The organism is Ignavibacteria bacterium (genome assembly GCA_025612375.1).
Classification (GTDB): domain Bacteria; phylum Bacteroidota; class Ignavibacteria; order Ignavibacteriales; family SURF-24; genus JAAXKN01.
On the sequence record JAAXKN010000001.1, the window covers coordinates 157930 to 183094 of the forward strand.

Genomic DNA, 25165 nt, shown 5'->3' on the forward strand with positions numbered 1-25165 from the left:
CCTTTTGCTTAAAATATCTTACTTAATAAGCGGAATTCCTATGGAGCCGCTGGGCTCAGTAATTTTCAGCAGGTCTGCAACCGTAGCTGCAATGTCGACGATATAGACAGGTGTGTTTACAGTCTGCTTAGGAATGTGCCACCCGTAAAAAAGTATGGGGACGTGTGTATCGTATGAATACGGGGCGCCGTGGGTTGTTCCGGTATTAAGGAAAGTCGGAAGAAATCCGGGCTGAAGGTTATAGGCAATGTCGCCCGAGCGTGCCGGGTTAAAGCCGTTTAATATCAGGTCCCCGGACTCACGGCTGGCAGCTCTGCCTTCAAGGTCAGTCCTTGTTGAGAGGGTTGAAATCTGCGGAAAACCGCTTCTTATATAATTGCTGAAGGAGCTGATTACAGAGTGAAGATCCAGGCCGCCTTTTTTTATCTCATCGCGGCTAAAAAATATCTGGAGGTTCGATGTATTCTCAATAATTCTTGTGCTGCCGTAAGTTCTTGTGGCAAAAGCCTTCAGAGAATCTGAAAATGCCCTGCTGTTAAGTTCCCCTGAAGGGAGGTTATGGTCCTTCAGGAAGTGCGGTGTATCGAGCCCCGCGTGGTCAGCGGTTAAAAAGAACACATAGTTTCCTTTTCCCACCTGTTTATCGAGCGCCTTTAAGAGCTCCGCGATCTGGAGGTCGAGTTTAATATAGGTATCCTGAAGCTCATAGGAATAATTTCCATAAGCGTGCCCCACATAGTCGGTGGAGGAAAAGCTTACGGCCAGGAAATCTGTTTCTTTGCCCTTTCCCAGGTTTTCATTTACGAGAGCCGCAATTGCCATTTCCTTAACTATCTCGTTTCCAAAGGGGGTGGATTCAAGGCTTCCGTATTTCTGGTCGGGCTTCACCTTATCGAATGCATGAGGGAATGTGGTCTTGCCTTCTGAGAATACGTCTTTTTCATAGTCCGACTGGTCAGATCCCAGGCTCTGATAGTCCTCCCTGGGCTTTGATAGTGTCCACTGCCCTGACAAGAACTTATCTGCCAGTTTTCTTTTATTAAAATCCTGCACCCACACAGGAAGCGAATTCATGTAATAGGTGGAAGTAATGAAGTCCCCTGTTTCATAATCATACCAGTAAGCCCCGTCGGGCCAGTGGCCTCCGGGAAGGATTGCAGCCCTGTCCTTAAGTGAAACGCTTATAACTTTTGCCTTCCCGTTAGTTGCAAGCTTAAGCTGGTCTGTAATTGTAGTAGAGAGTTCGCGCCTTGGGGACATCTGTCCTTCCTTATCATTACTGCCGACGGTTTTAACTGTGGTGTCGCTTGCGCAGTAGACCATTTTCTTCAGTGACTTATCGTAGAAGTCGTTTCCGATTATTCCATGGAAGTACGGTGTAGTTCCGGTATATATGGATGTATGCCCGCATGCGGTATAAGTAGGGACATAATTATAATGGGCAAAAGTGAAATTTGAGCCTTCATTTTTGAGGCGGTTAAAGCCGTCTTTTCCGTAATAAGGTTCGAAACGGTAAAGATAATCATATCTCATCTGGTCTATGACGATTCCGACGACCAGTTTCGGTCTTTGCAGCTGCTGTGGAAAGAGTTCAGATGAAAGGGCAAGCAGTAAGACCACGAGCGGAAAAAATAATTTAGTTTTTGACATTACCTGTTTAACCGTAAATAGTTCAAAATAAGATGACCAATATATGAAATTTTAATATAAACAAAAAAAGCTCAAAAACCGTGTGATTTTGAGCTTTGATGTCTGCAATAATTTTTTTTCAACTTTTGAAGCCGGCATATCAGTCTGTGTGCCGCAAAGTTCAAGCCGTGTTCATTCTTCCAGAGTCATTCTTTTAGTAAGGTGAAAGACCGACTTGCCCTCTTCCTTAAGTACGTGGTCATAAAACTCACACACCATGCAGCTTGGGATTTTCCGGGCAAAAGTTCCTTCAATATGGCCCTGGCAAAATGAGCCTGCAATTGCCCAGCAAATTCTGCCCCCGTTTGTGCCGTCATTTATGCTGTCGGCATCCTGATTAGAAGCAGAAGGACAGAGGCCAAGTTCCGGGACCTTATTGCCATTTGGTCCGCGCCCGCATTTCATGAATTCCCAGCAGTTGAGTTTTTTTGCCATAGATGTTACACCGTTATTAAAGTATAAACAGCCAATTATTTTTAGAACAGGGATGAATGAAAGTGCCTAAATATAAAATTATTTGGTTCAACAGGCAAGTCTCACTCAGAAGTTAAGGCAGAGAAGAAAGTCTTTAAGTCCTATAGCTCTTCAAACACCCTTATCAGCTCATCAGAAGGCTCAAGGCCTACAGAAATTCTAAGGAGCTGACGGTCAATGCCTAGGTTATTCAGCCTTGCCCTGCCCCGCGGGGTCTTCAGCATATCGTAATGCGCCATATAAATGTATGGCATGGCGAGCGTAAACTCTGTTCCGAAGCTTGGACCTTTGGCCAGCGGAAGGCGGTCGTAATAGTGCTGAAGATCCTTATCAAAAATTACTGAGATGAGCCCGGGCACGGCACCGCCATTTTTCATTATCTTTCTGTAATTGCATTCGGTAGATTCTTCAAGCGCCCAGTGAACGTGTTTAATTTTAGCAGATGATTTCAGATAGCTAATAAACCGGAGCGTATTTTCTGAAATTGCCTCCACCCTTTGAGAGTAGAATTTAATTTCTTCAGCCAGCCTGCATATGTCTTTAATATATGGGATTTCATTTATTCCGCACAGGGCTTCTTTTATTGACTGTGCCATATTGCTGTTCTTATTCAGCATGACAGCGCCCATCATTACATCGGCATGGCCGCACGCGTATTTGGTGAGGCTTTCAACAACAACGTCGGCATATTCCATCAGTTCCACGTTAAATGGTGTGGCAATTGTTGAATCAATCATTAAAGGAATATTAAAGTTCCGGGTTAAGGAGGAAAGCCTCGGCAGGTCTGCCGTCTGGATCAAAGGATTCGTCGGGATTTCCGTAATTACGCAGGCAATTTCAGAGTGATTTTCTTTTATATATTGTTCAAGAGAATCCAGGTCCGCAATGTTAATACAAATTGAGTGCTTATTGCTGTATTTGCGGATTATTTCCATCGAGTCGAGATATAGCCACCCAAGCTGGACAATAATGTTTCTTTTAGCCTCAGACCGTTTCACTCTTAAGGCTTCAAAAGCCGTATAGAAGGCATTTGTTCCTGAAGTACAGAGAAATACGTCTTCAGGCGCCACATTGCCATAGGCCTCAGAAAGTGTCTTTTTTATTATACCCGCGGCAGATGATGAATCCTCACGCTTTTCCGGGAATTCAGAGAGGACGATTTTATTTTTAAGCAGGAAGTCTTCGGCTTTTCTTGAAGATAGGATTAGTCCCGTGTGCTGCTGGAAATATTTTACACCTTCAAGTAAAGGAGAATCCTTAGGGATTTTAATAAAGTCCAGGCCCTCAAAGGTGAGGGTTTCCAGGCAATGTCCGGTCTGTTTTTCGAATAAGGACACGCTCTTAAATGAGGAGACGGGAATGATATCGTCTTCAGGAGTTAAAGAAAAATTCTTGCGGGCATAATCCCGGGCTTTCTGAACCAGCAGGTTCTGTCTGAAGCGCGGGTACGCAGAATGCATAATTTCAAGAACCGAGGGATCGCTTTCCTCATATCCAACGACGTCAGAGATTTTGGGAAGGCTTACCGAAACTGCATGCGGGTTGTTTTGAGGTAATGAATCTCCGCAAGGTATATGACAAAAGTACTCCATAAAAATTATCCTTAACTTAAGGCCGATTCTATATCCCCGATCAGGTCGTTAATGTTTTCGAGCCCGACAGAAATTCTGAGTGTATTTGCGGTTATGCCGATAGCATTAAGGTCCTCTTCAGTAAAACTGTGGTGGCTTATCTTTGAAGGCATTTCAATCCTTGAATCCACGGTTCCAAATGATGCCTTTTCGCCAAAATATTTTGTATTAGTGATAAACTTTGCTGCCTGGCTGCTGTTTATCATATCTACAGTAAGAATGCCGGGGCAGATTTTCATCTGTTTTACAGCAAGCGCATGCTGTGGGTGGCATTCAAGGCCCGGGAAGCATACCTTCATAACGTCCGGTCTTTCTGAGAGATATGCCGCAAGCTTAAGTGTATTTTCTTCCTGCACCTTCATTCTGTATGTAAGAGTAGGAAGCCCCAAAGTAATTAAGAAAGACTCAAACGGGCTCTGTGCCCGTCCTTCGGCATTTGAATAGAACCTCAGTTTTTCAACCCATTTCATCTCTTTTGCCGCAACCGCGCCCGAGACTGCAGCCCCGTGGCCCGAGACCGATTTGGTGGTTGAAAAAACAGAAAAGTCGGCTCCAAGCTCAAGAGGTTTTTGCGAGGCAAATGTTGCCAGGCTGTTATCAACTGCAAAGAGGGCCTGATATTTTTTACAGATTCCGGAAATTGCAGCGATGTCAATTATTTTAAGTCCGGGATTTGTAGGACTTTCGCAGAAGACGAGCCTTATATTTTTTGTGCGGATCAATTCCTCAACCTTCGCGTGGTCCATGAAGTCGCAGCTATAGACATCAATACCGGACTTTTGAGAAAGAATATTAAGGAGCCTGTAGGTGCCGCCGTAGCGGTCCATTTCAACGAGTACCGCGTCGCCTGTCTGAAGTGTAGTCTCAAAGAGCAGAGCGATTGCTGAAAGGCCCGTATTGATGCAGACGCATCCCTGGGCGCCTTCGGCAGCGGCAAAGATATCTTCCAGGGCATTTCTTGTAGGGTTATCAGTCCTGGAGTAATCGTATATCCTATCACCCGATTGTTTTTTAAGGTCGAAGGTTGCTGTCTGATAAATTGGCAGATGAGAAGCACCGTAAGGGTCGTTAATACTGCAGTTATCGGTCAGTCTTGCAAGTAATGTTTCCAGCTCCATAACAAAAACCGTTTATATAATAAATATCCGTGTAAGCACTTAAAATTAAGGTGTAAATATAATATAGATTGGTGAAATAACAATGAAGGAATGGATTTATTTGAAGAATAAAGGGAGCTTATTAAAGTGCCGCCGCAGAAAGAGCGCAGCGGCACATTTAATATATTATAAACTCAGGCCAGGCTTTTCCGGCGCTATCTTATTACGAGTTCTCCCTTTCCGCCGCACAAAAAGATCGTCTTATTCGCGTAAGTTTCGAATTCCCTGTTATTATGGATTGTAATAATGGTTCTGCCTTCTTCATTCAGTTCTTTAAGGAGTTCCATTATACCCACCCCGGTTGCTGAATCAAGTGCGGGATCGGGTTCATCAATAAGTAGTGCGCCGGGATTTTTCACCATAGCGCGTGCAATAGCAACCCTCTGCTGCTCACCCTTATTCAGAGAGCCCGGGAGCATGCCTGATTTATAGTACAGGTAGACTTTTCTTAAAACGGAAAGCGCCATTTCCTTCTGTTCTTCCAATGAGTGCTCGTTGGAAACAAACGGGAGCATAACGTTTTCAAGCACCGTAAGAAACGGAAGGAGCTGAAACGAAGGAAACATGAAGCCCAGGTTCTTATGCCTGAAATCCGCAAGCTGTTCGGGAGAGAGACTATAAATGTCGGTTCCATCCACAATTACGCTACCGGATGTAGGACGGTTGAGGCCTCCGAGCGATGTTAGGAGAGTACTTTTACCTGAACACTCCTCCCCCATTATCAGGCAGAAGTCCCCTTTTTCCAAGCTGAAAGAAACGCCGTCTATAGCCCTAATAAATCCTTCCTGTGTCGGATAATACTTCTGCAAATCCTTTATTTCAATCTGGCTCATAACTTTCCTCTTTCTTTAATATTTTAATAGTGCTTTACGGCAGGGTATGTCCCCTGCGGCAGAGTAGCTTCGTCCGGAATATTAACCGCCTAAAAAAAGACCTGACTGTCTTTTCAGCGGATAAAGTTCCGGATGGACCAATTGTACTAACCTTATACGTCATTTCCGCTCACAATGTTTCCATCTTCATCAGATAAATGACCGGCTTAAAAGAACAAAAATCAAAGTCTAAAAATAAAACAAATCGGGAAAATTACAATAAACGAGCGAATTATTTTCAGGGCAGTCGGAAAACCGGAGGCTTAAGTCACCAGAACAGCCCAAATCAGGCAGCATTATGATCTTTTGTTTTACCTTTTCAGCTCCTTACCCAGCCGGCCGCTGCAACTGCCGGCTGGCTCCATCCAACAAAGATCATAATGCTTTCAAAAGCTGAAGCCTATTTTACCTTGAAGCCGTTCTTTTTAAGGTTGTCTTTTGCCTGCTTAAGAGTAACTTCTTCCAGTGTCATTTTGCAAAGAGGGCATGTACCCGGCTTGTCGCTAATAACGTTCCAGTCCATCTGATCCTGGAAAACCTTGCCGTCCTTATTTTTATCTATTGCCTTAAGATCAATAACACCTTTGCGGACGATTGACTGGTCCTTGCCATTGTCTTTTTCCTGTCCCATATTCATGTGTCCCTGCATTGACATCTTGTGATCCTTATGGGAATCAGCGCTCTGGGCCATAAGGCTGCCGCTAAAGCTAAAAGCTACCAATGCTCCGGCAAGGCAGAATTGGGCAAATTTTATGGATTTAACTGACATTTTCATTTTTTCTCCATTGTTTTGAGTTTATGTTTATTTCCACTTAAGGTAAGTGTTGTTAAAGGTTACATTTTCATATTGGGATCCATCTGTCCCGAGGAGTTCCCCTTCTGGCCAGACTGTCCCTTATTATTATCCATCTTCATTCCGGCGTGTTGTCCACCTGCCGGGGCGCCTGCCTGGAGCTGGCTTTCAGAGTCTATAAGGAATCCGCCTGTAGAGGCAACTTCCTCTCCTTCTTTCAGGCCTGACAAAATCTCGTACTTATCGCCGAATTTACTACCGACTTCAACCGTGCGGCTTGTAAACATGCCATCCTGTGCTTTTACCCATACAATATTTCTTTTTCCCGTAAAGAGGACGGCGCCACCTGGAACAAGGAGGCCCGAGCCCGCGTTACTCCTGAAGAGTGTCTGTCCGAACATCTGCGGCTTAAGCAGGCCGCCTTTGTTTGCAAATTCGCTCCTTACCTTAATTGTTCTTGAAGAGGAATTGAGCACGGGATAAATAAAAGTTACTTTGCCTTCAAAAGTTTTTCCCGGATAAGCCTGAAGAGAAAGCTCGGCACGGCTTCCGGTTTTTATTGCCTGGAGGTCCTTTTCGTAAACTTCAGATATGCTCCAGAGCGTAGACATATCGGCAACGTCATAGATAACTGTTCCTTCATTTACATACTGCCCTTCCTGCACCTTCTTATCGATGACGGTTCCGCCTGCTGGCGAATAGTATGTTATTGTAAGCTTTACGTCTTTTGTAGCTTCCAGGTTTTTTATCTGTGCATCTGTTACACCAAAGAGTTCGAGTTTTTTTCTTGCAGAGGACAGAAGCCTGTTCTGGTTTCCGCTTCCCTGATAGAGTCCCGAAGGCTGATTGCCGCCGTTAAGAGCAATGAGATACTCATTTTCTGCCTGAACGATGTCCGGGCTGTAGATTTCGAACAAGGGCTGCCCCTTGCGGATATAATCGCCTGTTCTGTTTACAAAGAGTTTTTCAATCCTTCCATTGAATTTAGCGGAGATATACTTCCTGTTCTGCTCGGCAAAATCGAGGTAGCTATAGGCGTTAACATCTTTCTGCAGGCTCCCCTTTTCAACTTTTGCGGTTGAAACGTTTGCCAGGATGAGCTTATTGCCGTGAATTGCAATCATTGCCTCCATGTCGTTAACGTTAGTTTCCTTGTTGTCTGTGGCATCATCAATTGTTTTCTTTACAAGTTCCATATTGCAGATCGGGCAGACGCCGGGTTTATCCGAGACTACCTGCGGGTGCATGGTGCATGTATAATATTCCTTTTTACCCGACTTCTTTGCCTCCAGCGAGTGGTCATGTCCGTCCTCACCGCCCGAGGATTTTGCGCATCCTGCCATTACGAATGCCAGAGCTACTAAAGGTATGAGAAATAATCTTAAGACTTTCATTTTATTTCCTTTTATAAATTCTTTTGCTTTCATGGTTATTCCCGTAATATTTTCTACAGTAAAAATCTATTTAATTGATCCGCCAACCATCATTTCAATTTCGGCTAAAGACATCTGCGAGTCGGCCTGCGCCATGTAATAATTCATCTGCTGCATCAGGAGCATCCTGTAGGTATCGATAATAGTGGCAACGTTTGTCTGGTTGCTCTGATAAGCCGTAAGCTGGGCCTGAGCTGCCTGCTCGTATAGAGGGATTACGTTGCCTGAATACAGTTTCAGGAGGTCTTCAGCTGTCTTGTATTTTGTAACTGATGCCTTCAGCTGGGCGGTCATATCGCGCTGCATGTCATTTTTTTCATATTCAATTCCCCTGATTCCGGCATAAAGCTCTTCTTCCTTAGCCTGGTATTTACCCTTGCTCCATGGGGCAAAAGGAAGAGTAATTGAAGCCATAAGAGAGTACATATATTCCGTCTTCGGCTCTTCCATTCCCATAGTAAGCATTGAAAGGTCGGTTTTGGAAGTAAGTATCATTCCCTGCGGCTGGCGCATTACCATAGCCTGGAGCATAAGGTCAGGAATTTTATCCTTCTGATTAGCTGTAATCATTGCCTTATTCATCTCCACCATATTACTCATCTGCCTTAGCGAGGGGTTTACTGCGGCGAGCTTTTCCTCCAGTTCAGCCTGAGTAATTAAGAGAGTATCGTTCGGGATTTCCTTTACTATATTTATGTCCTTTGATGACAGGTCGCGCCCCAGGAGCTGATTGAGCCTGTAAGTACCACTTTCGAGCTCTCTTTGCAGCGTTACGAGCTGAGTCTGGCTTGAGGCAATTTCCCCTTTGAGCGTCAGTATGTCTGCCTGGCTTGCGCGGTTAACCGAATAATTTGTAGTCAGGAAGTTTATAAGATTATTATATAGATCTATATTTCTTTTCTGGACTTCAATTTTCCGTTCCGTCATCCACAGGCTGTAATAAGACATCTTTATCTGTCCTATGAGGTTAACTTTATAGATCTGGTAGTTATCTCCCTGGACGACGGCATTTTTTCTTTCGCTTTCGGTCATAGCATTGATCTTGCCGCCCAGCATGAACATCTGTGAGAGTGAGACTTCATTTGAGAGGGCGTCGTTAACTATGTTATACTTACCAAAAGGGATCTCAGAGAACTGAACGCCAAGGGTTGGAGCCTGTGCCGAGTTAAATGATTCCGCCCTGAACTCAGCCGAGCGGGTTTTAGCCTCCAGCGACTTCAGCCTGGGGTTATTCTTAAGGGCCTCATTAACCAATGAGTCCACCGACTGTGCTTTTGCCGCCCGCGGCATTAGAATTAACACAATCATTAAAACTGCAAAAGCTTTCAAATTATTTAACAAAGTTTCCATTTTACTTTTCTGCATTTTGAATTCTGTATTTGAATAATGGTTCTCTTTTTTCTCTTCATTCAGCATTAATAATTCAGCATTCATCATTTTCTTAGTCCCCCTCCCTCATCCAGTCTGCCATCTTGGAGACTTCAAGATTACCTTTCTTTAAGGCACGCTCCTTCATTATGGCAAAGAGTATAGGGGTTACAACAAGAACGTGCATTGCGCTGGTTAATAGGCCTCCGATCATTGGAGCTGTAAGAGGCTTCATAACGTCGCTTCCTGTTCCTGTAGACCACATGACAGGAATAAGTCCAACCATTGCCGTTGCCACAGTCATAACCTTGGGCCTCAGTCTTAAGACAGATCCTTCAACCGTTGCCTCATAGATATCCTGTTTTGTAATCTCTCCCCTTTCACTCCTGTGGTAAGCTCTCAGGCGTTTATCCAAAGCTTCGTGGAGGTAGACCACCATAACAACACCGGTTTCAACCGCAATACCGTAGAGTGCGATAAAACCTACCCAGACTGCAACCGAGAAGTTATAGCCCAGGGCGTAAACCATGTACATGCCGCCAATGAGTGCGAAAGGCACTGAGAGCATAACGACGCCAGCTTCCTTATAATCCTTCAGAGTAAAGTATAGGAGCACAAATATTAAGAGGAATACTACAGGCATTATTATAGTTATTGTCCTCTGCGCCCTCACCTTGCTTTCATACTGTCCGCTCCACGTGTAGGAGTATCCTGCCGGGAGGTGGAGTTTTTCAGAGATAACCTTCTTGGCGTCGACCATGACGCTTCCCATATCGCGTCCGCGCGTATTCATAAATACTATTGACCTCAGCATACCGTTTTCGCTTGATATCATAGGTGGCCCTGTAACCACATTGACGTCAGCAATTTCAGAAAGCGGTAGATAAATTGTAGAGCCTGCTGATGGTGCCGTCAGTGAATTATCCTCAGCCTGAGGGCCTGGGGTAACTGAAGCAGTCTGAACGGTTCTTTGGCTGTTGCCTCCGCCCATTGAAGACATGCCTGAAGACTGTGAAGCTCCCATTGAGCTCCCGCTGCCCATTGCTCCTCCGCCAGAAGAAGCCATGGGTGCGCTTCCCATTGTAGAGGAAACAGGAACGATCAGGTTTTTGAGGTCTTCGATATTGTTTCTATAGTCTCTTTCATATCTCATTCGTATCGGGAAGCGCATTCTGCCTTCAAGCACGATTCCCAGGTTCTGTCCCCCGATAGCGGTTTCAATTATGTCCTGCAGGTCGCGTATATTTACGCCGTAGCGGGCTGCAACATCGCGTTTAACCTGTATGTCCATATAGTATCCGTTCTGCACGCGGTCTGCCACTACGTCTGCGGCACCCGGGACATCTTTTAAGATCTGTTCAGCCTTTATTGCATAAGCTTCCAGAGTATCCAGGTTAGGCCCGAATATCTTAAACCCTATGTCAGTCCTGACGCCTGTAGCAAGCATGTTGATTCGATTAATGATAGGCTGTGTCCATCCGTTACGCACGCCCGGGATCTGGAGTTTCTCATCAAGCTCGCTGATGATATCTTTCTTTGTAATGCCAGGCCTCCACTCGCTCTTGGGCTTAAGGAGAATGATTGTTTCGATCATGCTTAAAGGAGCGTTATCCGTTGCTGTTTCAGCGCGCCCGGCCTTGCCCAGTACATGATGAACCTCGGGCACAGTTTTAATTATCTTATCCTGTTCCTGCAGGATCCTGTTTACCTCAGTAATCGAGGCGTTAGGAAGGGTTACAGGCATATAAAGTATGGAGCCTTCATCCAATGGCGGCATGAATTCGCTTCCGGTATTCATAACCATCGGGATTGTTATTACGAGAGCCAGAAGGTTTAAGCCGATAGTGATCTTTCTGTGCTCCAGGACCCAGTGTATAACAGGCCTGTAGAGTTTAATGAAGAAATTAGTAGTAGGGTTTTTATCCTCGGGGCGGAATTTGCCTCTCATGAGCATTGTCATAAGAACCGGGATGAGTGTAACCACGACGATTGCGCTTCCGGCCATGGCAAACGTTTTAGTAAATGCCAGGGGTTTGAACATTTTTCCTTCCTGCCCCGTAAGCATAAAGACCGGCAGGAACGAGACCAGAATTATGAGTTCGGAGAAGAATATTGCGCGCCCCACCTGCTTGGCAGACATGATGGAAATATCCATGTATTCCTGTTTGGTGAGGTGCCCTTTTGTCTCTAGCGCCTTGGCAAGGTTGCGGTAGGCGTTTTCAACCAGCACAATGGACGAGTCGACAATGACTCCTACTGCCAGCACGATACCGCCCAGGCTCATTACGTTTGATGTTATGCCGAAGGCGTACATCAGTATGAATGCTATCAGGACCGAGATCGGGAGCTCAATTAAAATTCTGACGATGCTTCTGAAGTGAAGGAGGAAGAGAGCAACCATTATGGCTACAGTAATAGAAGCTTCAACAAGTGCGCGTTCAAGAGTCCCGACTGCCTCGCGTATAAGAGTGCTCCTGTCGTATGAAGGAACTATATCTACTCCTGCGGGAAGTCCCGGTTTAATTTCTTCAATTTTTGCTTTTATTCTGTCTATAACGTTCTTGGCGTTTTCGCCGTTTCTCATGACGACGATGCCGCCGACCACCTGACCTTCGCCGTTTTTATCCAGAGAGCCACGTCTTATGTCGCCACCGATCTGGACGTTGGCAACGTTGCTGATTAAGACCGGGACGCCGTTAGCTTCATTACGGACTACCGTATTTTCGACGTCTTCCTTGCTTTTAATGTAGCCCTGGCCGCGCACGAAGTACTCGGCGTCGTTTCTTTCAATAATGTTGCCTCCGACTTCGTTGTTTGTCCTTTGAATGGAGTTTACGACGTCAGAAACCGTAAGGTTATATGCTCTAAGCTTCATCGGGTCGACGTCCACCTGGTACTGTTTTACAAAGCCGCCTATTGAGGCAACTTCGGCAACGCCGTCTACTGAGGCAAGTTTGTATCTAACGTACCAGTCCTGCACCGACCTTAAAGTACCAAGGTCGTAGCCTTTGCCTTCAAGTGTATACCAGAATACGTGTCCCACGCCCGTGCCGTCAGGCCCTAAAGAAGGAACAACGCCCTGAGGAAGCTGTGCCTGGACTGTGTTCAGGCGCTCCAGGACCCTTGTTCTGGCAAAATAAGTATCGACGTTATCGTCAAAAATTACAAAAACGAAAGACATGCCGAACATTGAATTTGCCCTAACGGCCTTAACGCCCGGCAGGCCCTGAAGCCCTGTAGTGATAGGGAAAGTTACCTGGTCTTCAATAATTTCAGGCGAGCGGCCCATCCACTCAGTATAGATAATCACCTGATTTTCAGACAAGTCGGGAATTGCATCTACAGGCAGGTTAACGACGCTATAAATACCGAATCCTATAACGATCAGGTAGATAAGGATTACGATGAACCTGTTCTTTGCACTCCACTCAATTAATTTTTCGATCATTAGCTGACTCCTGTTTAGCACTTTTGAGATATACGCCGTGTGCTAAAGCTTTATTTCCGTTATTTCCAATTATTTTTATAGAACCCAAACTTTTATTATCTAATTGTATTTTCCTGCCGGCCTGGAGACCCTTGAATGCCGGTCTTTATAGCTGAAGGGCTTACCAGCTTCGGGTTTCTTAATATAGGTTTTAACCAGATATGTAAAACCCGCTATAAAGAGAGTTACAATAAAAGCGTAACCGAGGATTAAAATTATTTGCACAAGCATATAAAAACTCAATTAGATTTTTGATAATGTTTGTGCAAGGATTGTGCCACTGTAAAATGGCGGATTTTGGCGGAATTTAGGGGGCATGAAATAAAAACCCTTAAATTATTTAAAGGTATGTTTAAATAATTTAAGGGTAATAAACTTATAATCACAGTATGCAGCTTAGTCCCTTATAATCTTGTATTGGTCTATTTTGGAGTAGAGTGTGGGAACGGAGATCTGGAGGATTTCAGCCGTGCGCTGTTTGTTCCAATTATTGGCGTTTAAGACGCGTTTTATGTGTATTTTTTCCACTTCAGAGAGACTTAAATTATCGCTATAGCCGTTCTGGGGAGCGGAGTCGGATTTTCCGATGAGCACATTTTCCCTTAAAAGGACGTCTCCCTGCGTTAAAACTACAGCCTGCATGAGTGTATTTTCAAGCTCGCGGACGTTGCCAGTCCACTCGTGGCTCCTCAATGTTTCCATGACCTCTTCAGTCACCTTGTTTACATTTTTATGAAGCTCGGCATTGATCTTTCCCAGGAAATGATTTACAAGAAGAGGTATATCGTCGACCCTTTTTCTAAGAGGCGGTATTTCAATATCAACTACTTTAAGACGGTAATAGAGGTCCTCCCGGAACTTACCTTCATTTACAAGCGCGGTAAGATCTTTATTGGTAGCGGCAATAATGCGGGCTTTCATCGGGATGGACGCCTCGCCTCCAACCCTCTCGAACTCCCTTGCCTGAAGCACCCTTAAGAGCTTCACCTGAAGCTGGGGTGAGACCTCGGAGATTTCGTCCAGGAAGATGGTACCTTCGCCTGCAAGCTCAAACTTCCCTTTTTTATCCCTCATGGCTCCTGTAAAAGAGCCCTTTACGTGCCCGAAGAGCTCGCTTTCAAGGAGCGACTCAGAAAGTGCGGTGCAGTTTACCGCAACAAAGGGATAATTTTTTGTAATTCCCATATAATGAATGCTTCTGGCTACAAGCTCTTTTCCCGTGCCGCTTTCGCCGCTGATTAAGACGGTAACCTTGCTGGAGGAAACCTGCCCGATCTTCTTATATACCTCCTTCATTTCGGGAGTTTTGCCCACTATATTGTTTTCGAGGTTATACTCAGAGGATTCAATTGTAAGGAAGCTTGAGAGCTGTTCGCTTAACTTTTTATTTTCAAGAGCCCTTTTGACGGCTACTTTAAGGCGTTCAATTTCGAGGGGTTTTTCGATATAGTCATATGCCCCTTTCTGCATCGCAAGAACCGTGGACTGCATGTCGTCGTGAGCCGTAATTAAGATCACCTGCACCTGGTCGTCCATTGCCTTGACCTTATCCAGAACTTCAAGGCCGTTTAAGCCCGGCATTCTGATATCAGATATTACGAGGTCGATCTGTTCTTTTTCAGCCATTTCGACGCCTGAAGTGCCGTCGGGGGCTGAAATAGCCTCATAGCCCTGTTTTTTAAGGTAATTTGTTATAGTTTTCCTTATAGATTCGTCGTCATCAATTACCAGAATTCTTTCCATATTAGTTGTTATCCCTCATGGGTAGTAAAATTTCAAATGTTGTCTCTCCACTGTTAGCATTAAGGAGGCTGATCTGTCCGCCATGCTGTTCAATAATTTTCTGGGAGATAGAAAGTCCAAGTCCCGTACCTGAAGCCTTTGTTGTCACAAAGGGGTCGAACACCTTTTCAGGCGAGGCGATTCCGCTGCCTGTATCCTTAACGTGAATGCGGAGAAAGCGGTCAGAGGGTCTTGAAGAAATCAAGATCTCCCCGCCGGAAGCCATGGCTTCCAGTGAATTTTCAATTAAGTTTATAAACACCTGCCGCAGCTTTTCTTTGTCGGCACTGATCTGGCAGGGCTGGACGTCAATTATGACGCTTATATTTCTTTCATCCAGTCTTGCCTGGAACTGTTTTTTAACGTCTTCAACGAGCTCCCGGATATCGAGCATTGAGCAGTTAAGCTCAGGCTGGCGTGAGAGCTGAAGGACCTCTTTAACAAGATTATTAAGCCTTTTAATTTCTTTTTGAATTATCCCGAAGGAATCCTCATCCTCTTCACTCAGCTTAAGGCTTTCCGAGAGGATATCGGCATTCATTTTAATTGATGTAAGCGGGGTTTTGATCTCATGGGCCAGAATGGCAGACATCTTGCCCAATGCAGCCAGCTTTTCTGCCTGAAGGAGCTTATTTTCAAGCAATTTTCTTTCTGTTATGTCAACTTCCACAAACATATGGCCTGCGTACTTAACATCATCAAAATCGACAGGCGAAATAGTTACAAGGATATCCTTTCTCAGGCCTGAGGGATCGGTATATTCAATTTCACATTCATAATTTCCCCTGCTTTTAAGTGCGGAGGTGACACCTGCGAGACCGTCACTTTTACAATTACTGAACTGCAGGGATAAAATATTCTGATTCAAGACCTCAGAGGGTTCTTTACCCAAAAGCCTGAAAAATGTTTTATTAGCTTCAAGGATTTTTGCATCCTTATCCACGACGGCAATTGAAGCCTGGGACTTTTCGAATGCATTAAGAAGGAGTGTAATTCTTTGTTCCTTACTTTTCAGCTCCTCTGAATTCTGGTGCAGAGTCTGCGCCATTTCATTAAATGCCTCTGCCACCTCTCCAAGCTCATCGTTTGAGTTAATGGAGACTTTAGTATTAAAATCACCCTGCTTGATCTCAAGGGCCTTGTTTTTAAGCTCTTTTAAGGGGTATGAAATTACAATATTTATGAGGATTGCCATGCTGATGCTTACAATCAGTCCGCCCATAACGCTTAAGGAAAAATAGTTAAGCCATTCCTCATTGCTGATTCCCATTACGGCGCGCCCAAGAGGCACCTGGATCAGCATGATAATTATGGGCACAAGGATGAGGGCTATAAGCATGACTTTCCTGTTAATGGAGAATTCACGCACACGGTCCAAAGCCTTGGGAAACATGTTGAATTTCCCTACGGCAACGGCAGTAAACATGATTACTCCAACCAGGAATGCCAGCGGGCTGGCCTCAACGAGGTAATAAAAACCTACCGTCCAGGGAATTAACATACCGAAAACAAACGATGTGAGGTTTGTAATGGTAAGTCCTAAGAGGAAGGTTATAATCTGCATTTTTATCTGTCTGGAAGGCTCCTTTTTATACCTTCTTATAAGAATGATGGCCGAGAATGCCAGGAGGAACAGGTACCAGGCTATAAAAACCGGGTATAAAGCCGTAAACTGGGGCTGGAAGTGATTGTGATGCGCATGCGACTGTTTTACAAGATATCCTCCCCAGAGCATCGCCAGGACTATTACCGAGGGGATGAGGATAACGGATGCCTTTACAAGGCTTATTTTCCTCTCCCTTGGGAAGTTCCAGGCAAAAAATGTCAGGCTCATGTTGATAAGAAGAAGGAAGGAATGGCACGACTTATCCAGGATAGTCACGTCCCCCATGGTCATAATAAGGAAATGGATTCCGTGGGAGATAATATAACCCACCACAAGCACCAGCGTCAGAAGGAAAAGCCTGCTGCTATTGTTCCCCTTCTCCCTGGAATATATAATTACACTAAGCCCTATAGCGCCAAGCACAGTGGATATTAAAAAAATAAGGTCTGTTATGTCGGGTTTCATATTACTCTTTAATGAAGGTAAGAAGGATATTCCTGTTAATGTATAAAATTATAGTCCAATATATAATTAAAAGTAAACTTTTGTTCAATTTTATTCCGCTCTTTATTATGCCGCATCATTCAGAAGGAATAACAGAAAATCCACTTTTTTAATTCCCGGATTCCGCTTTTATCCAGCTTCTATGCTGATTTTTTGCCTTGCTAAAGGGGGCCAACCGGATATTATTACGTTATCAGCCACCTCTTATGGGGGGCTTCTTAAGAAAACCGGTGCTTCAGCCGGTAAATATGCAGCTTAGATTTTAATTAAAAGAACAGGGATTATGGATCACTCACACGACAAGCATACAAAGTACACACACGAAAGTCATAACGGGCACGGCCACCACCATATGGATCATGTAAGTGAAGTAAAAGAGCATTCCCGGATGGAAATGGAGCATGCTTCTCATGCCGAAGAGCACAAAGGGCATAATGGACATGCCGGGCATGAAGGGATGATTGAAGACTTTAAGCGGAGGTTCTGGATTTCTTTAGTTATTACCATTCCCGTACTGGTTCTTTCACCTATGATTCAGCATTTTCTGGGCCTGGACAACTCCATTAGGTTCAGCGGGGATATTTACTTATTATTTGTCCTTTCAAGCGTAATTTACTTCTACGGGGGCTTCCCCTTCTTAAAAGGGATATATGAGGAGCTCCGGATTAAGAGAATGCCCGGCATGATGACTTAAATTGCTGTAGCAATTACGACGGCTTATGTTTACAGCAGCGTCGTTGCCTTCGGCCTCAGAGGCGAAGTATTCTTCTGGGAGCTGGCGACATTAATAGACATTATGCTTGTGGGGCACTGGATTGAAATGCGGTCTGTCATGAGCGCCTCACGTGCTCTCGAAGAACTTGCAAAGCTATTGCCTTCAGAGGCCCATAAAGTAATGGATGACGGCACGCTTAAGGATGTTGAGCTGGAAGAGCTTAAGGTTAACGATAAAATTTTAATTAAGCCGGGTGAGAAAGTTCCAGCCGATGGGGACATAATTGAGGGCAAGACATTCATAAATGAGTCGATGCTTACGGGTGAGGCCAGGCCTGTTTCAAAAGAGGCCGGGGGTGAAGTTATTGGAGGCTCCATAAACGGCGAGGGTTCTGTGACCGTAAAGATAAAAAGGATGGGAAAAGACTCCTTCCTTTCGCAGGTAATAGAGCTTGTACAGGAGGCCCAGCAGAGTAAGTCGAGGACTCAGAACCTGGCCGACCGGGCGGCTTTCATTTTGACAGTCGCAGCAATATTGGGAGGAGTAATTACCTTCTTCCTCTGGAATTTTCTTGCATCCTACGACACCGCCTTTGCACTGGAAAGGACGGTTACGGTTATGGTAATTGCATGTCCTCACGCGCTGGGACTTGCCGTACCGCTGGTAGTTGCAGTTTCTACAAGCATTGCCGCAGGTAACGGTTTTCTGATAAGGGACAGGACCGCCTTCGAAAGTGCCCGGAAAATTACAGCCATAGTTTTTGATAAAACGGGCACGCTGACCGAAGGGAATTTCGGCGTAACAGACGTAGTTAATTTTTCAAATAGTTTCAGGGATGATGAGATCTTGAAATATGCAGCTTCTGTTGAAGCAAACTCCCAGCACCCGATTGCAAAAGGGATTGCTGAATCTGCCAAAGAGACTTACAAAGTGCAGGACTTCAACTCCATTACAGGAAAAGGGATTGAAGGAACTATTGAAGGCAAAAGTGTCAGAGTCGTAAGCCCGGGGTATCTAAGCGAGGAAAAAATAGCATATGATGAAGGTAAAATAGAGAAGCTGCAGTCACAGGGGAAAACCGTAGTATTTGTTCTTATTGACAATGATCTTATAGGGGCAATTGCACTTGGCGACAGGATAAGGAGTGAATCCAAAGAAGCTATTGGGAAACTCAGGTCGATGGGAGTAAAATCCTACATGCTGACAGGAGACAACGCTCAGACGGCAAAGTTTGTTTCAGATGAACTGGGGCTTGATAGTTTCATTGCTGAGGTTCTTCCAGATCAGAAGTCCGGAAAGATAAAGGAAATACAGAAAGAGGGGTATACAGTGGCCATGACGGGTGACGGAGTCAATGACGCCCCTGCGCTTGCACAGGCAGACGTGGGAATTGCAATCGGGGCCGGAAGCGACGTGGCAGTTGAAACAGCAGACGTAATTCTTATTAAAAATAACCCGAATGATGTTGCAGCAGTAATTGAGCTCTCGAGGTCAACTTATAAAAAAATGATACAAAACCTCTGGTGGGCAGCGGGATACAATATCGTTGCAATTCCACTTGCAGCAGGGGTGCTTTACAAAATGGGGATTTTATTAAGCCCGGCGCTTGGCGCAGTATTGATGTCGGCCAGCACCGTAATTGTAGCAATTAACGCAAGGCTGTTAAAAATTAATAAGAGCTACTGATAGGATATAAATCCATTGGTGAGGAGGAGATGAGAGAATTGAGGTCTTTTGCCATGGTGCTGCTGCTGCTGCCTTTTACCTTTATTATGCCGCAGGAACATATGCACCACATGGAGAAAGACACCACTATGCAGATGGGGAAAGATACGGTTATGCAGATGGGCAACAAAATGAATATGGATATGCACAAAATGGGCTCTATGGGAAAAAGCGCTGAGCCTTTCCTTGCAGGCTCAGGCACAAGCTGGCTTCCCAAGTCCTCTCCCATGTACGGATATTTGACAAGTCCGGGAAGCTGGATGTTAATGTTCCACGGCAATTTTTTCTTAAGGTACAACTCTCAGGACGTGACAAAAAAAGGCGGCCGCGGAGCTTCAAAGTTTGACGCCCCGGACTGGTTTATGGTAATGGCAGAAAAGGGCCTGAACAAAGAAAGCAGGCTTAAGCTTTCCTTAATGATGTCTTTAGATCCCCTTTTTGTTGGAGGTAGCGGATATCCGCTTTTATTCCAGTCCGGGGAGACTTATGAGGGCAGGCCCTTAGTGGACAGGCAGCACCCGCATGACCTTTTCAGCGAGCTTGCGGCTGAATACACGTACAGCTTCAGCCGTAACTTTGCTCTTAGCGCATACGTTGGTTATCCCGGGGAGCCTGCAATAGGTCCTGTTGCCTTTATGCACCGCCCGTCTGCACAGGACAATCCCGACTCCCCTATTGGCCACCACTGGCAGGATGCGACACACATAACATTCGGCACGGCAACGCTCGGCCTCAGGCTTTATAATTTTAAGATAGAAGCCTCATCCTTTACCGGGCGTGAGCCCAATGAAAACAGGTACAACTTTGATAAGCCTAAGTTCGATTCATATTCAGGGAGAATCTCCCTAAACCCCACGTATGAATTCTCCTTGCAGACTTCATACGCATTCATTAAAAGTCCCGAGAGCCTGCACCCGGAAGAAAACATTCACAGAGCAACGGCTTCGGTTCTGCACAGCATGAAACTATCAGGGGGACAGTTCCTCAGCTCCGCCGTAATCTGGGGCTATAATTACCTGGGAAGCGAAGACAAAGAGCATTCGGTAACGCTGGAATCGGATCTGGACTTTATGAGCTTTGCAATATACGGAAGATATGAATGGATTGAGAAATCGGCTGAAGAGCTGGACCTTCATGACTTTGAGCATATGAGGATATTCCCTATAAACGCAGTAACAATCGGGGGCAACTATTCCCTGCTGCATTTTGCAGGCAGCAGTCTGAGGCTTGGCCTTCAGGCGAGCCTCTTTACAACTTCGGGGGCACTTGAGTATCTCTATGGCAAAAATCCCTTTTCTGTAGAAGTCTACTTCAGGATAGCACCGGGCCTAATGAGCATGTAAAGAGGGAAGGTAAAGATAAATTTGAGAATTTCTTAAAGCATGAGATGCACGTCACTAAAGTGCATTTCTTTTGTGTGTTATTTTATGTAATATTTATTAATATTACAGGCAGAACTAAAAACAATTTCTCTCGTGGAGAAATGACAAATATACCGCTTAAGGCTGTTATAAAGGCTCCTCTTTTTTCAGGTCAAAATTCAGGAACAGGATTCAATCTCCAATCCGGCACAGCTCCATCCGGAAGAAAACAACATTTTTGTAAAATTCCCCAGGGATGGGCTCCGGAAGTTCTAATATTTACAAGGAGGTTTTATGTTTACTCAGGATGAAAGCAACTACTTAAGAGGCTTGATAATCCTGGCGGCGGTCGACCGTGACATTACAGAAAGTGAAAGAAGATTTATCATGGACATCGGCAAAAAGCTTGGTTTTGAGAGAAGGTACTGCGCAGAATCAATTGAGGGTGTCTTAAACAATGAGTACCTGGATCAGACTATCCCTGTTTTCAGTAATCCGAACACTGCGGAAAAATTTCTACAGGACTGCTACCGTCTTGCGATGGTGGACAATCAGCTTAATTTTAAGGAGGCATCCTGGATCAATGTTGTAGCAATCAACAACAACATACTTCATGTAGAATTTATGGAAGACAGTTAATATTTGCAGGAAATATCTTCCTGAATAATTTATGTTAAGGTCCTAGAAGTCACAAATAACTTTACGGGCCTTTCAGTTTTAGAATTTAGTAATTTTGCTTTTTACCGGAAAGAGGTCATCTTCTTTTCTTAGCATTTCAGCTTTTTCAAGTTCAATTGCTGCAAGGAGAAAAGTACCCAGTTCTTTAAGCGCAGTTCCACCGCCGGCTTTATGAAAATCTATGCGGCCCATTTCGTCCACTGATGCAAATTTACCTGCTACGCCAATGAAAGTTTCCTTTGCAAATTTCAGGTATTTCCTCTCCAGGTACTCCTTATTAGCTCCCTTTGCAAAAGCATAGGCAATCATATAGTTTGAGGAGGCTTCAAGATAGCTGTCATTTTGTACACCCTGACCGACTGCTTCGTACCAGAGGGAGTTTTCATCCCTTGCTTTCAGGAGAGCTTCTGATAGCTCTCTAAGGATTTTAACAAGTTCTTTGCGCTTGGGGTGATTCTTCGGGAAATAGTCCAGCACATCTATAAGCGCCATGGCGTAAGATCCCATTGCCCGGGCTGAGAAGCCAGGAGCTTTCGCGGTTATTGTGTCAGCCCCTCCCGTCTGAAGGTTTTCATCCCAAGCATTTTGTAAAAGCCCGGTTTTGGTATCAAGTGTTTTTTCTTTTATCAGTATGAACTGTCTGGCAATATCGTTAAAATTTTTATTTTGTCTGAACATCCTGGAATACTGTGCGTAGAAAGGCTTATACATATAGAGCCCTTCGAGAGATAACTTAGAGGGGCAATTTTTCTTATCAGAGAAAAAGCCGCTTTTCGTTCTTGGCTGATTTTTCAGCTGTTTCATCAGTGTATCTGCAGCGGCTTTGTATTTCTTATTTTTATTCAGAGAATAAAGAAACAGGAGCTGTCTTCCGGTATTTATGTTTTCGAGGTTAAAGTCTTCATAATTATAAGTCCTTATCGATCCGTCGCCGCCGATAAACATATCGACATTGGTTTTAATATAGGTAAGATATTTCGCATCATGATTAAAAAGCCACATCTGGTGCAGGGCTTCAAGCATCATTCCCTGCTCATAAGTCCATTTACCGCAATAAAGGCTGTCATAAATCTCACTTGCAGCGTGGCGGTTGATAAAGGATTCAGCAATTCTTACCGGCCACTTTTTCTTTGTACCCTTTTCAGGGAGGCTGTCATTTGGCTGCCTGAGCTCAATTGCAGCAGAAAAGACAGCTACACGTGCCTGGAGCTGCGCGTAAAAAATCAATAAAGAAAGAAAGAGGAACAGGAAAATTCTTACTTTCAATGAAACACCTTCCGGTAAATGTGAATAATAGATGACGGTACAAATATATATTCTTGGGGGCACATTTGCTAATTTCCCACTGTGCCCGGTGGCTATCGATATGATGCCGCTGACCGCGGCATCTGAATGAAATAAATTATAGCCACTCCTGAGGAGGTATGCGACTATTGATCAGGTGCGTTTTATTTCTGAAGCATCATCTTACCTGAGAGTTGCATGCCGGCGGTGCGTATTATATAAATATAAATTCCCGAACTTACGGTTTCTTTCCTGCCGTTTTCACCATTCCAGAAAATGAAGTTCTTCCCTTTTTCCATCATATCATTTATAAGTGTTTTTACCTTCCTGCCCAGCACGTCAAAAACCGTTATGTCCACTTTCTGGCGTTCAGGAAGAATAAATTCAATTCTGGCTGAGGAGTTAAATGGATTAGGATAGCTCCCTCTTAACTCAAATGTCATGGACTTGGCATATTCATCTTTTATTCCGGAGGTAGTTGTGTCAGCAACAAATCCTATTTTTTCCAGCATGGGAGCAATTTCGCTGTTTGCCATAAAGTTCTTCCAGAGGAGTCCCGATCTGAAGTTTTCCACCATAATTATAATGGGGCCTTCATCGATTGCGAGGTAATTGTTGTCGAACCAGTCTTTCTGGACGTTAAAGGCATCCTTGAAGCCGTAGGGGCCGTAGAGCTTTGCTCCGTAGGTATGGTAAAAGTTCTTAAATGCTGCAATGGATTCATTAGGTGTATAAGGCATTGATGAGAGTGCCGCCGTGGGGGCAATCGTCCCGTTGTCGACTTTAACCGGCTCATGGGCAGCATAACCGGTTTCAGGGTCATCGCTTGCCGTAAGCCCCCAGGTAACGTCGTTATACCCTGCAAACTTCTTCGGGTTTTCAATACAGTATGCCCTGTTAATTAAAGTGGCATTCCTGTTATTGATGAAATAATTTGCATACTTGTCCTTTTTGCCTCTCGGGTCAAATCCAAGGAATGAATAGTGCGCAAAGAACAATGGACCGAAGTAATCTGCTCCGACATATAAAGGATACCCGTAGAACGACTTCCCGTTTTTGTAGCTGCTGCTGTTAGCCCAGCCATTTTCGTAATCACCTGCGGGTATCGGGTGTGTGGGCGAGGCGATGGCCAGAAGATAAGTAATCATGGTTTCATTCCAACCCCTGATCGGCATATTTATCTGCCATTTGTAGTCAGGCGACCAGTGCCAGTAAAGAACTGTGCCTGAAGAGTCCTTAAGGTACCAGTTCCACTCCACCTGTTCCCAGAGGGCTGTAGAGAGAACCCTTACAATATTTTCTCCCGTAGTGGCTTTATTAAAATACTGCCTTGCCGTCAGGAGACCCTGCATCAGGTATGCGGTTTCAACCAGGTCGCCTCCGTTGTCGTACTGGCTAAAAGGGATCACCTTACCCGTCGAGCCGTCCATCCAGTGAGGGAACGCGCCGTGGAATTTGTCGGCAGTGGTAAGGAAATTCAGTATCTTGATCATCCTGTTTATACCTTCTTCACGCGTAATAAAGCCGCGTTCAATTCCTACGGGTATGGACATAATACCCATTCCGCTACCCCCTGAGGTTACGGTATTGCCCGAGCCCGTACGCTCTCTTGCCATTCCGCTTGAGGGGTTGGCATAGTCCCAGAAGTAGCGGAATGTGGCTTCCTCAAGCATTGAGAGCATTTCGTCGTCTGTGAGCGCCTTTGTTGATGCTGAGGCCTCCTGCGACAGGCCGGACTCATTCCCCTTTGCGTCAACGGCAGAAACCTTATATGTACCTGTCAGGCCCTGTGATCCCACGAAGTCGGTATACACGTGGTCATCTTTGCCTGTTGCGGCAATAAGCTTAAATACTGTTCCTTCCTGCTTATAGACGTTATATCCCGCGAGGTCTCCTTCAGAATTTGCGGACCAAAGGATATCTATATGGCTGTCGAACCCTTTGGCTTTAATGCCCGAAGGCACTGCTGGCGGTATTGAATCGTTGGATGGTCCAGAAGAAGACATTCTTATATCATCCAGAAATAAGAAGTGCTCCACCCCGTCGGCCTTATCCTGTCCGAAGAAAATTGTTTTAATTATTGTGAGGTCCGCGCCCTGGCTTCCCGGGGTAAAAAGCGACAATGGGACATGAAGCTTTGTCCACTTCCCTGCCGGAAGGTCAATACCAACTTCGGAAAGCATAACGCGGCTTGACTTTTTGTTTGTATTGTCCTCAAGGTAAAGAAGCGGCAGGTCCGTCTTTTTAACGGAATCCTGTGCATAAACCCATAAAGCAAGGGAGTCCATTTTTGTTACGTCATGGACGGGCCAGGGGGTACCCATCTGGGCTACAGCAATTCCCCAGTCCCCTCCCGTGCTGGACTTCCAGTGAAGGCGAAGGCTGTTTGTTCCCTGGTAGTGGTGTGCAGTATCGACGGGGAACTTCTCACCAACTCTTTCCACGCTACTGGGGCCTGAGGCAAAGCCCCAGCTCCAGTCATAAAACACCTTGTCGGGGCTGTCGCTGAAGAATATATAGTCCTGTGCAAATACATTAGCGCAAAGCCCGGAAAATAAAATAATAATTGTAAATAGCTTGTGCATATAAAGCCTTTATGTTATGAA

Annotated in this window: 14 protein-coding genes and 3 pseudogenes; 4 read left to right on the top strand and 13 right to left on the bottom strand. The window is 44.9% G+C overall.

What is annotated here, in order from left to right:
* Positions 1-18: 18 nt before the first annotated feature.
* From HF312_00635 to HF312_00685, 11 genes and pseudogenes are all read right to left on the bottom strand, one after another.
* Positions 19-1650: an alkaline phosphatase family protein gene (locus tag HF312_00635; GenBank protein MCU7518689.1), complete on the bottom strand. Its 1632-nt coding sequence runs from the start codon at positions 1648-1650 to the stop codon at positions 19-21.
* 240 nt (positions 1651-1890) lie between these two features.
* Positions 1891-2124, bottom strand: a pseudogene (locus HF312_00640) (hypothetical protein).
* Positions 2125-2264: 140 nt separating this feature from the next.
* Positions 2265-3755 (bottom strand): PLP-dependent transferase, encoded by a 1491-nt coding sequence (locus HF312_00645; GenBank protein MCU7518690.1) that lies wholly within the window; start codon positions 3753-3755, stop codon positions 2265-2267.
* Between the two features lie 11 nt (positions 3756-3766).
* On the bottom strand, positions 3767-4912 hold the full coding sequence (locus HF312_00650) for a PLP-dependent transferase (protein MCU7518691.1): 1146 nt from the start codon (positions 4910-4912) through the stop codon (positions 3767-3769).
* A gap of 194 nt (positions 4913-5106) precedes the next feature.
* Positions 5107-5784 carry an ABC transporter ATP-binding protein gene (locus HF312_00655; protein MCU7518692.1) on the bottom strand — a complete coding sequence of 226 codons (678 nt, stop codon included), beginning with the start codon at positions 5782-5784 and terminating at the stop codon, positions 5107-5109.
* 439 nt (positions 5785-6223) lie between these two features.
* Positions 6224-6430, bottom strand: a pseudogene (locus HF312_00660) (efflux RND transporter periplasmic adaptor subunit).
* Between the two features lie 227 nt (positions 6431-6657).
* Positions 6658-8043, bottom strand: a complete 1386-nt coding sequence (locus HF312_00665; protein ID MCU7518693.1) for an efflux RND transporter periplasmic adaptor subunit — start codon at positions 8041-8043, stop codon at positions 6658-6660.
* 33 nt (positions 8044-8076) lie between these two features.
* Entirely contained in the window at positions 8077-9357 is a 1281-nt protein-coding gene (locus tag HF312_00670) for a TolC family protein (GenBank protein MCU7518694.1), read from the bottom strand.
* 133 nt (positions 9358-9490) lie between these two features.
* On the bottom strand, positions 9491-12865 hold the full coding sequence (locus HF312_00675) for an efflux RND transporter permease subunit (GenBank protein ID MCU7518695.1): 3375 nt from the start codon (positions 12863-12865) through the stop codon (positions 9491-9493).
* A 435-nt stretch (positions 12866-13300) separates the two neighbouring features.
* On the bottom strand, positions 13301-14647 hold the full coding sequence (locus HF312_00680) for a sigma-54-dependent Fis family transcriptional regulator (GenBank protein MCU7518696.1): 1347 nt from the start codon (positions 14645-14647) through the stop codon (positions 13301-13303).
* Position 14648: 1 nt separating this feature from the next.
* Complete coding sequence (locus HF312_00685; protein MCU7518697.1) at positions 14649-16757, bottom strand: HAMP domain-containing protein; 2109 nt, start codon at positions 16755-16757, stop codon at positions 14649-14651.
* A gap of 322 nt (positions 16758-17079) precedes the next feature.
* Here HF312_00685 and HF312_00690 point away from each other — a divergent pair.
* The 4 genes and pseudogenes from HF312_00690 to HF312_00705 all read left to right on the top strand — a co-directional run bounded on the left by HF312_00690 (position 17080) and on the right by HF312_00705 (position 21236).
* Positions 17080-19197: pseudogene (locus HF312_00690) on the top strand (copper-translocating P-type ATPase).
* Positions 19198-19226: 29 nt separating this feature from the next.
* Positions 19227-20579, top strand: a complete 1353-nt coding sequence (locus tag HF312_00695; GenBank protein ID MCU7518698.1) for a hypothetical protein — start codon at positions 19227-19229, stop codon at positions 20577-20579.
* Positions 20580-20719: 140 nt separating this feature from the next.
* Complete coding sequence (locus HF312_00700) at positions 20720-20908, top strand: hypothetical protein (protein ID MCU7518699.1); 189 nt, start codon at positions 20720-20722, stop codon at positions 20906-20908.
* On the top strand, positions 20892-21236 hold the full coding sequence (locus tag HF312_00705; GenBank protein ID MCU7518700.1) for a TerB family tellurite resistance protein: 345 nt from the start codon (positions 20892-20894) through the stop codon (positions 21234-21236). Before HF312_00700 ends, HF312_00705 begins: the two co-directional genes overlap by 17 nt.
* A gap of 78 nt (positions 21237-21314) precedes the next feature.
* On the opposite strand, the gene HF312_00710 is transcribed toward HF312_00705, so the two are convergent.
* A complete protein-coding gene (locus tag HF312_00710; GenBank protein MCU7518701.1) occupies positions 21315-22541 on the bottom strand; it encodes a glycosyl hydrolase family 88 in 1227 nt (408 codons plus the stop codon).
* Positions 22542-22723: 182 nt separating this feature from the next.
* Entirely contained in the window at positions 22724-25144 is a 2421-nt protein-coding gene (locus HF312_00715) for a T9SS type A sorting domain-containing protein (GenBank protein MCU7518702.1), read from the bottom strand.
* Positions 25145-25165: the final 21 nt, after the last annotated feature.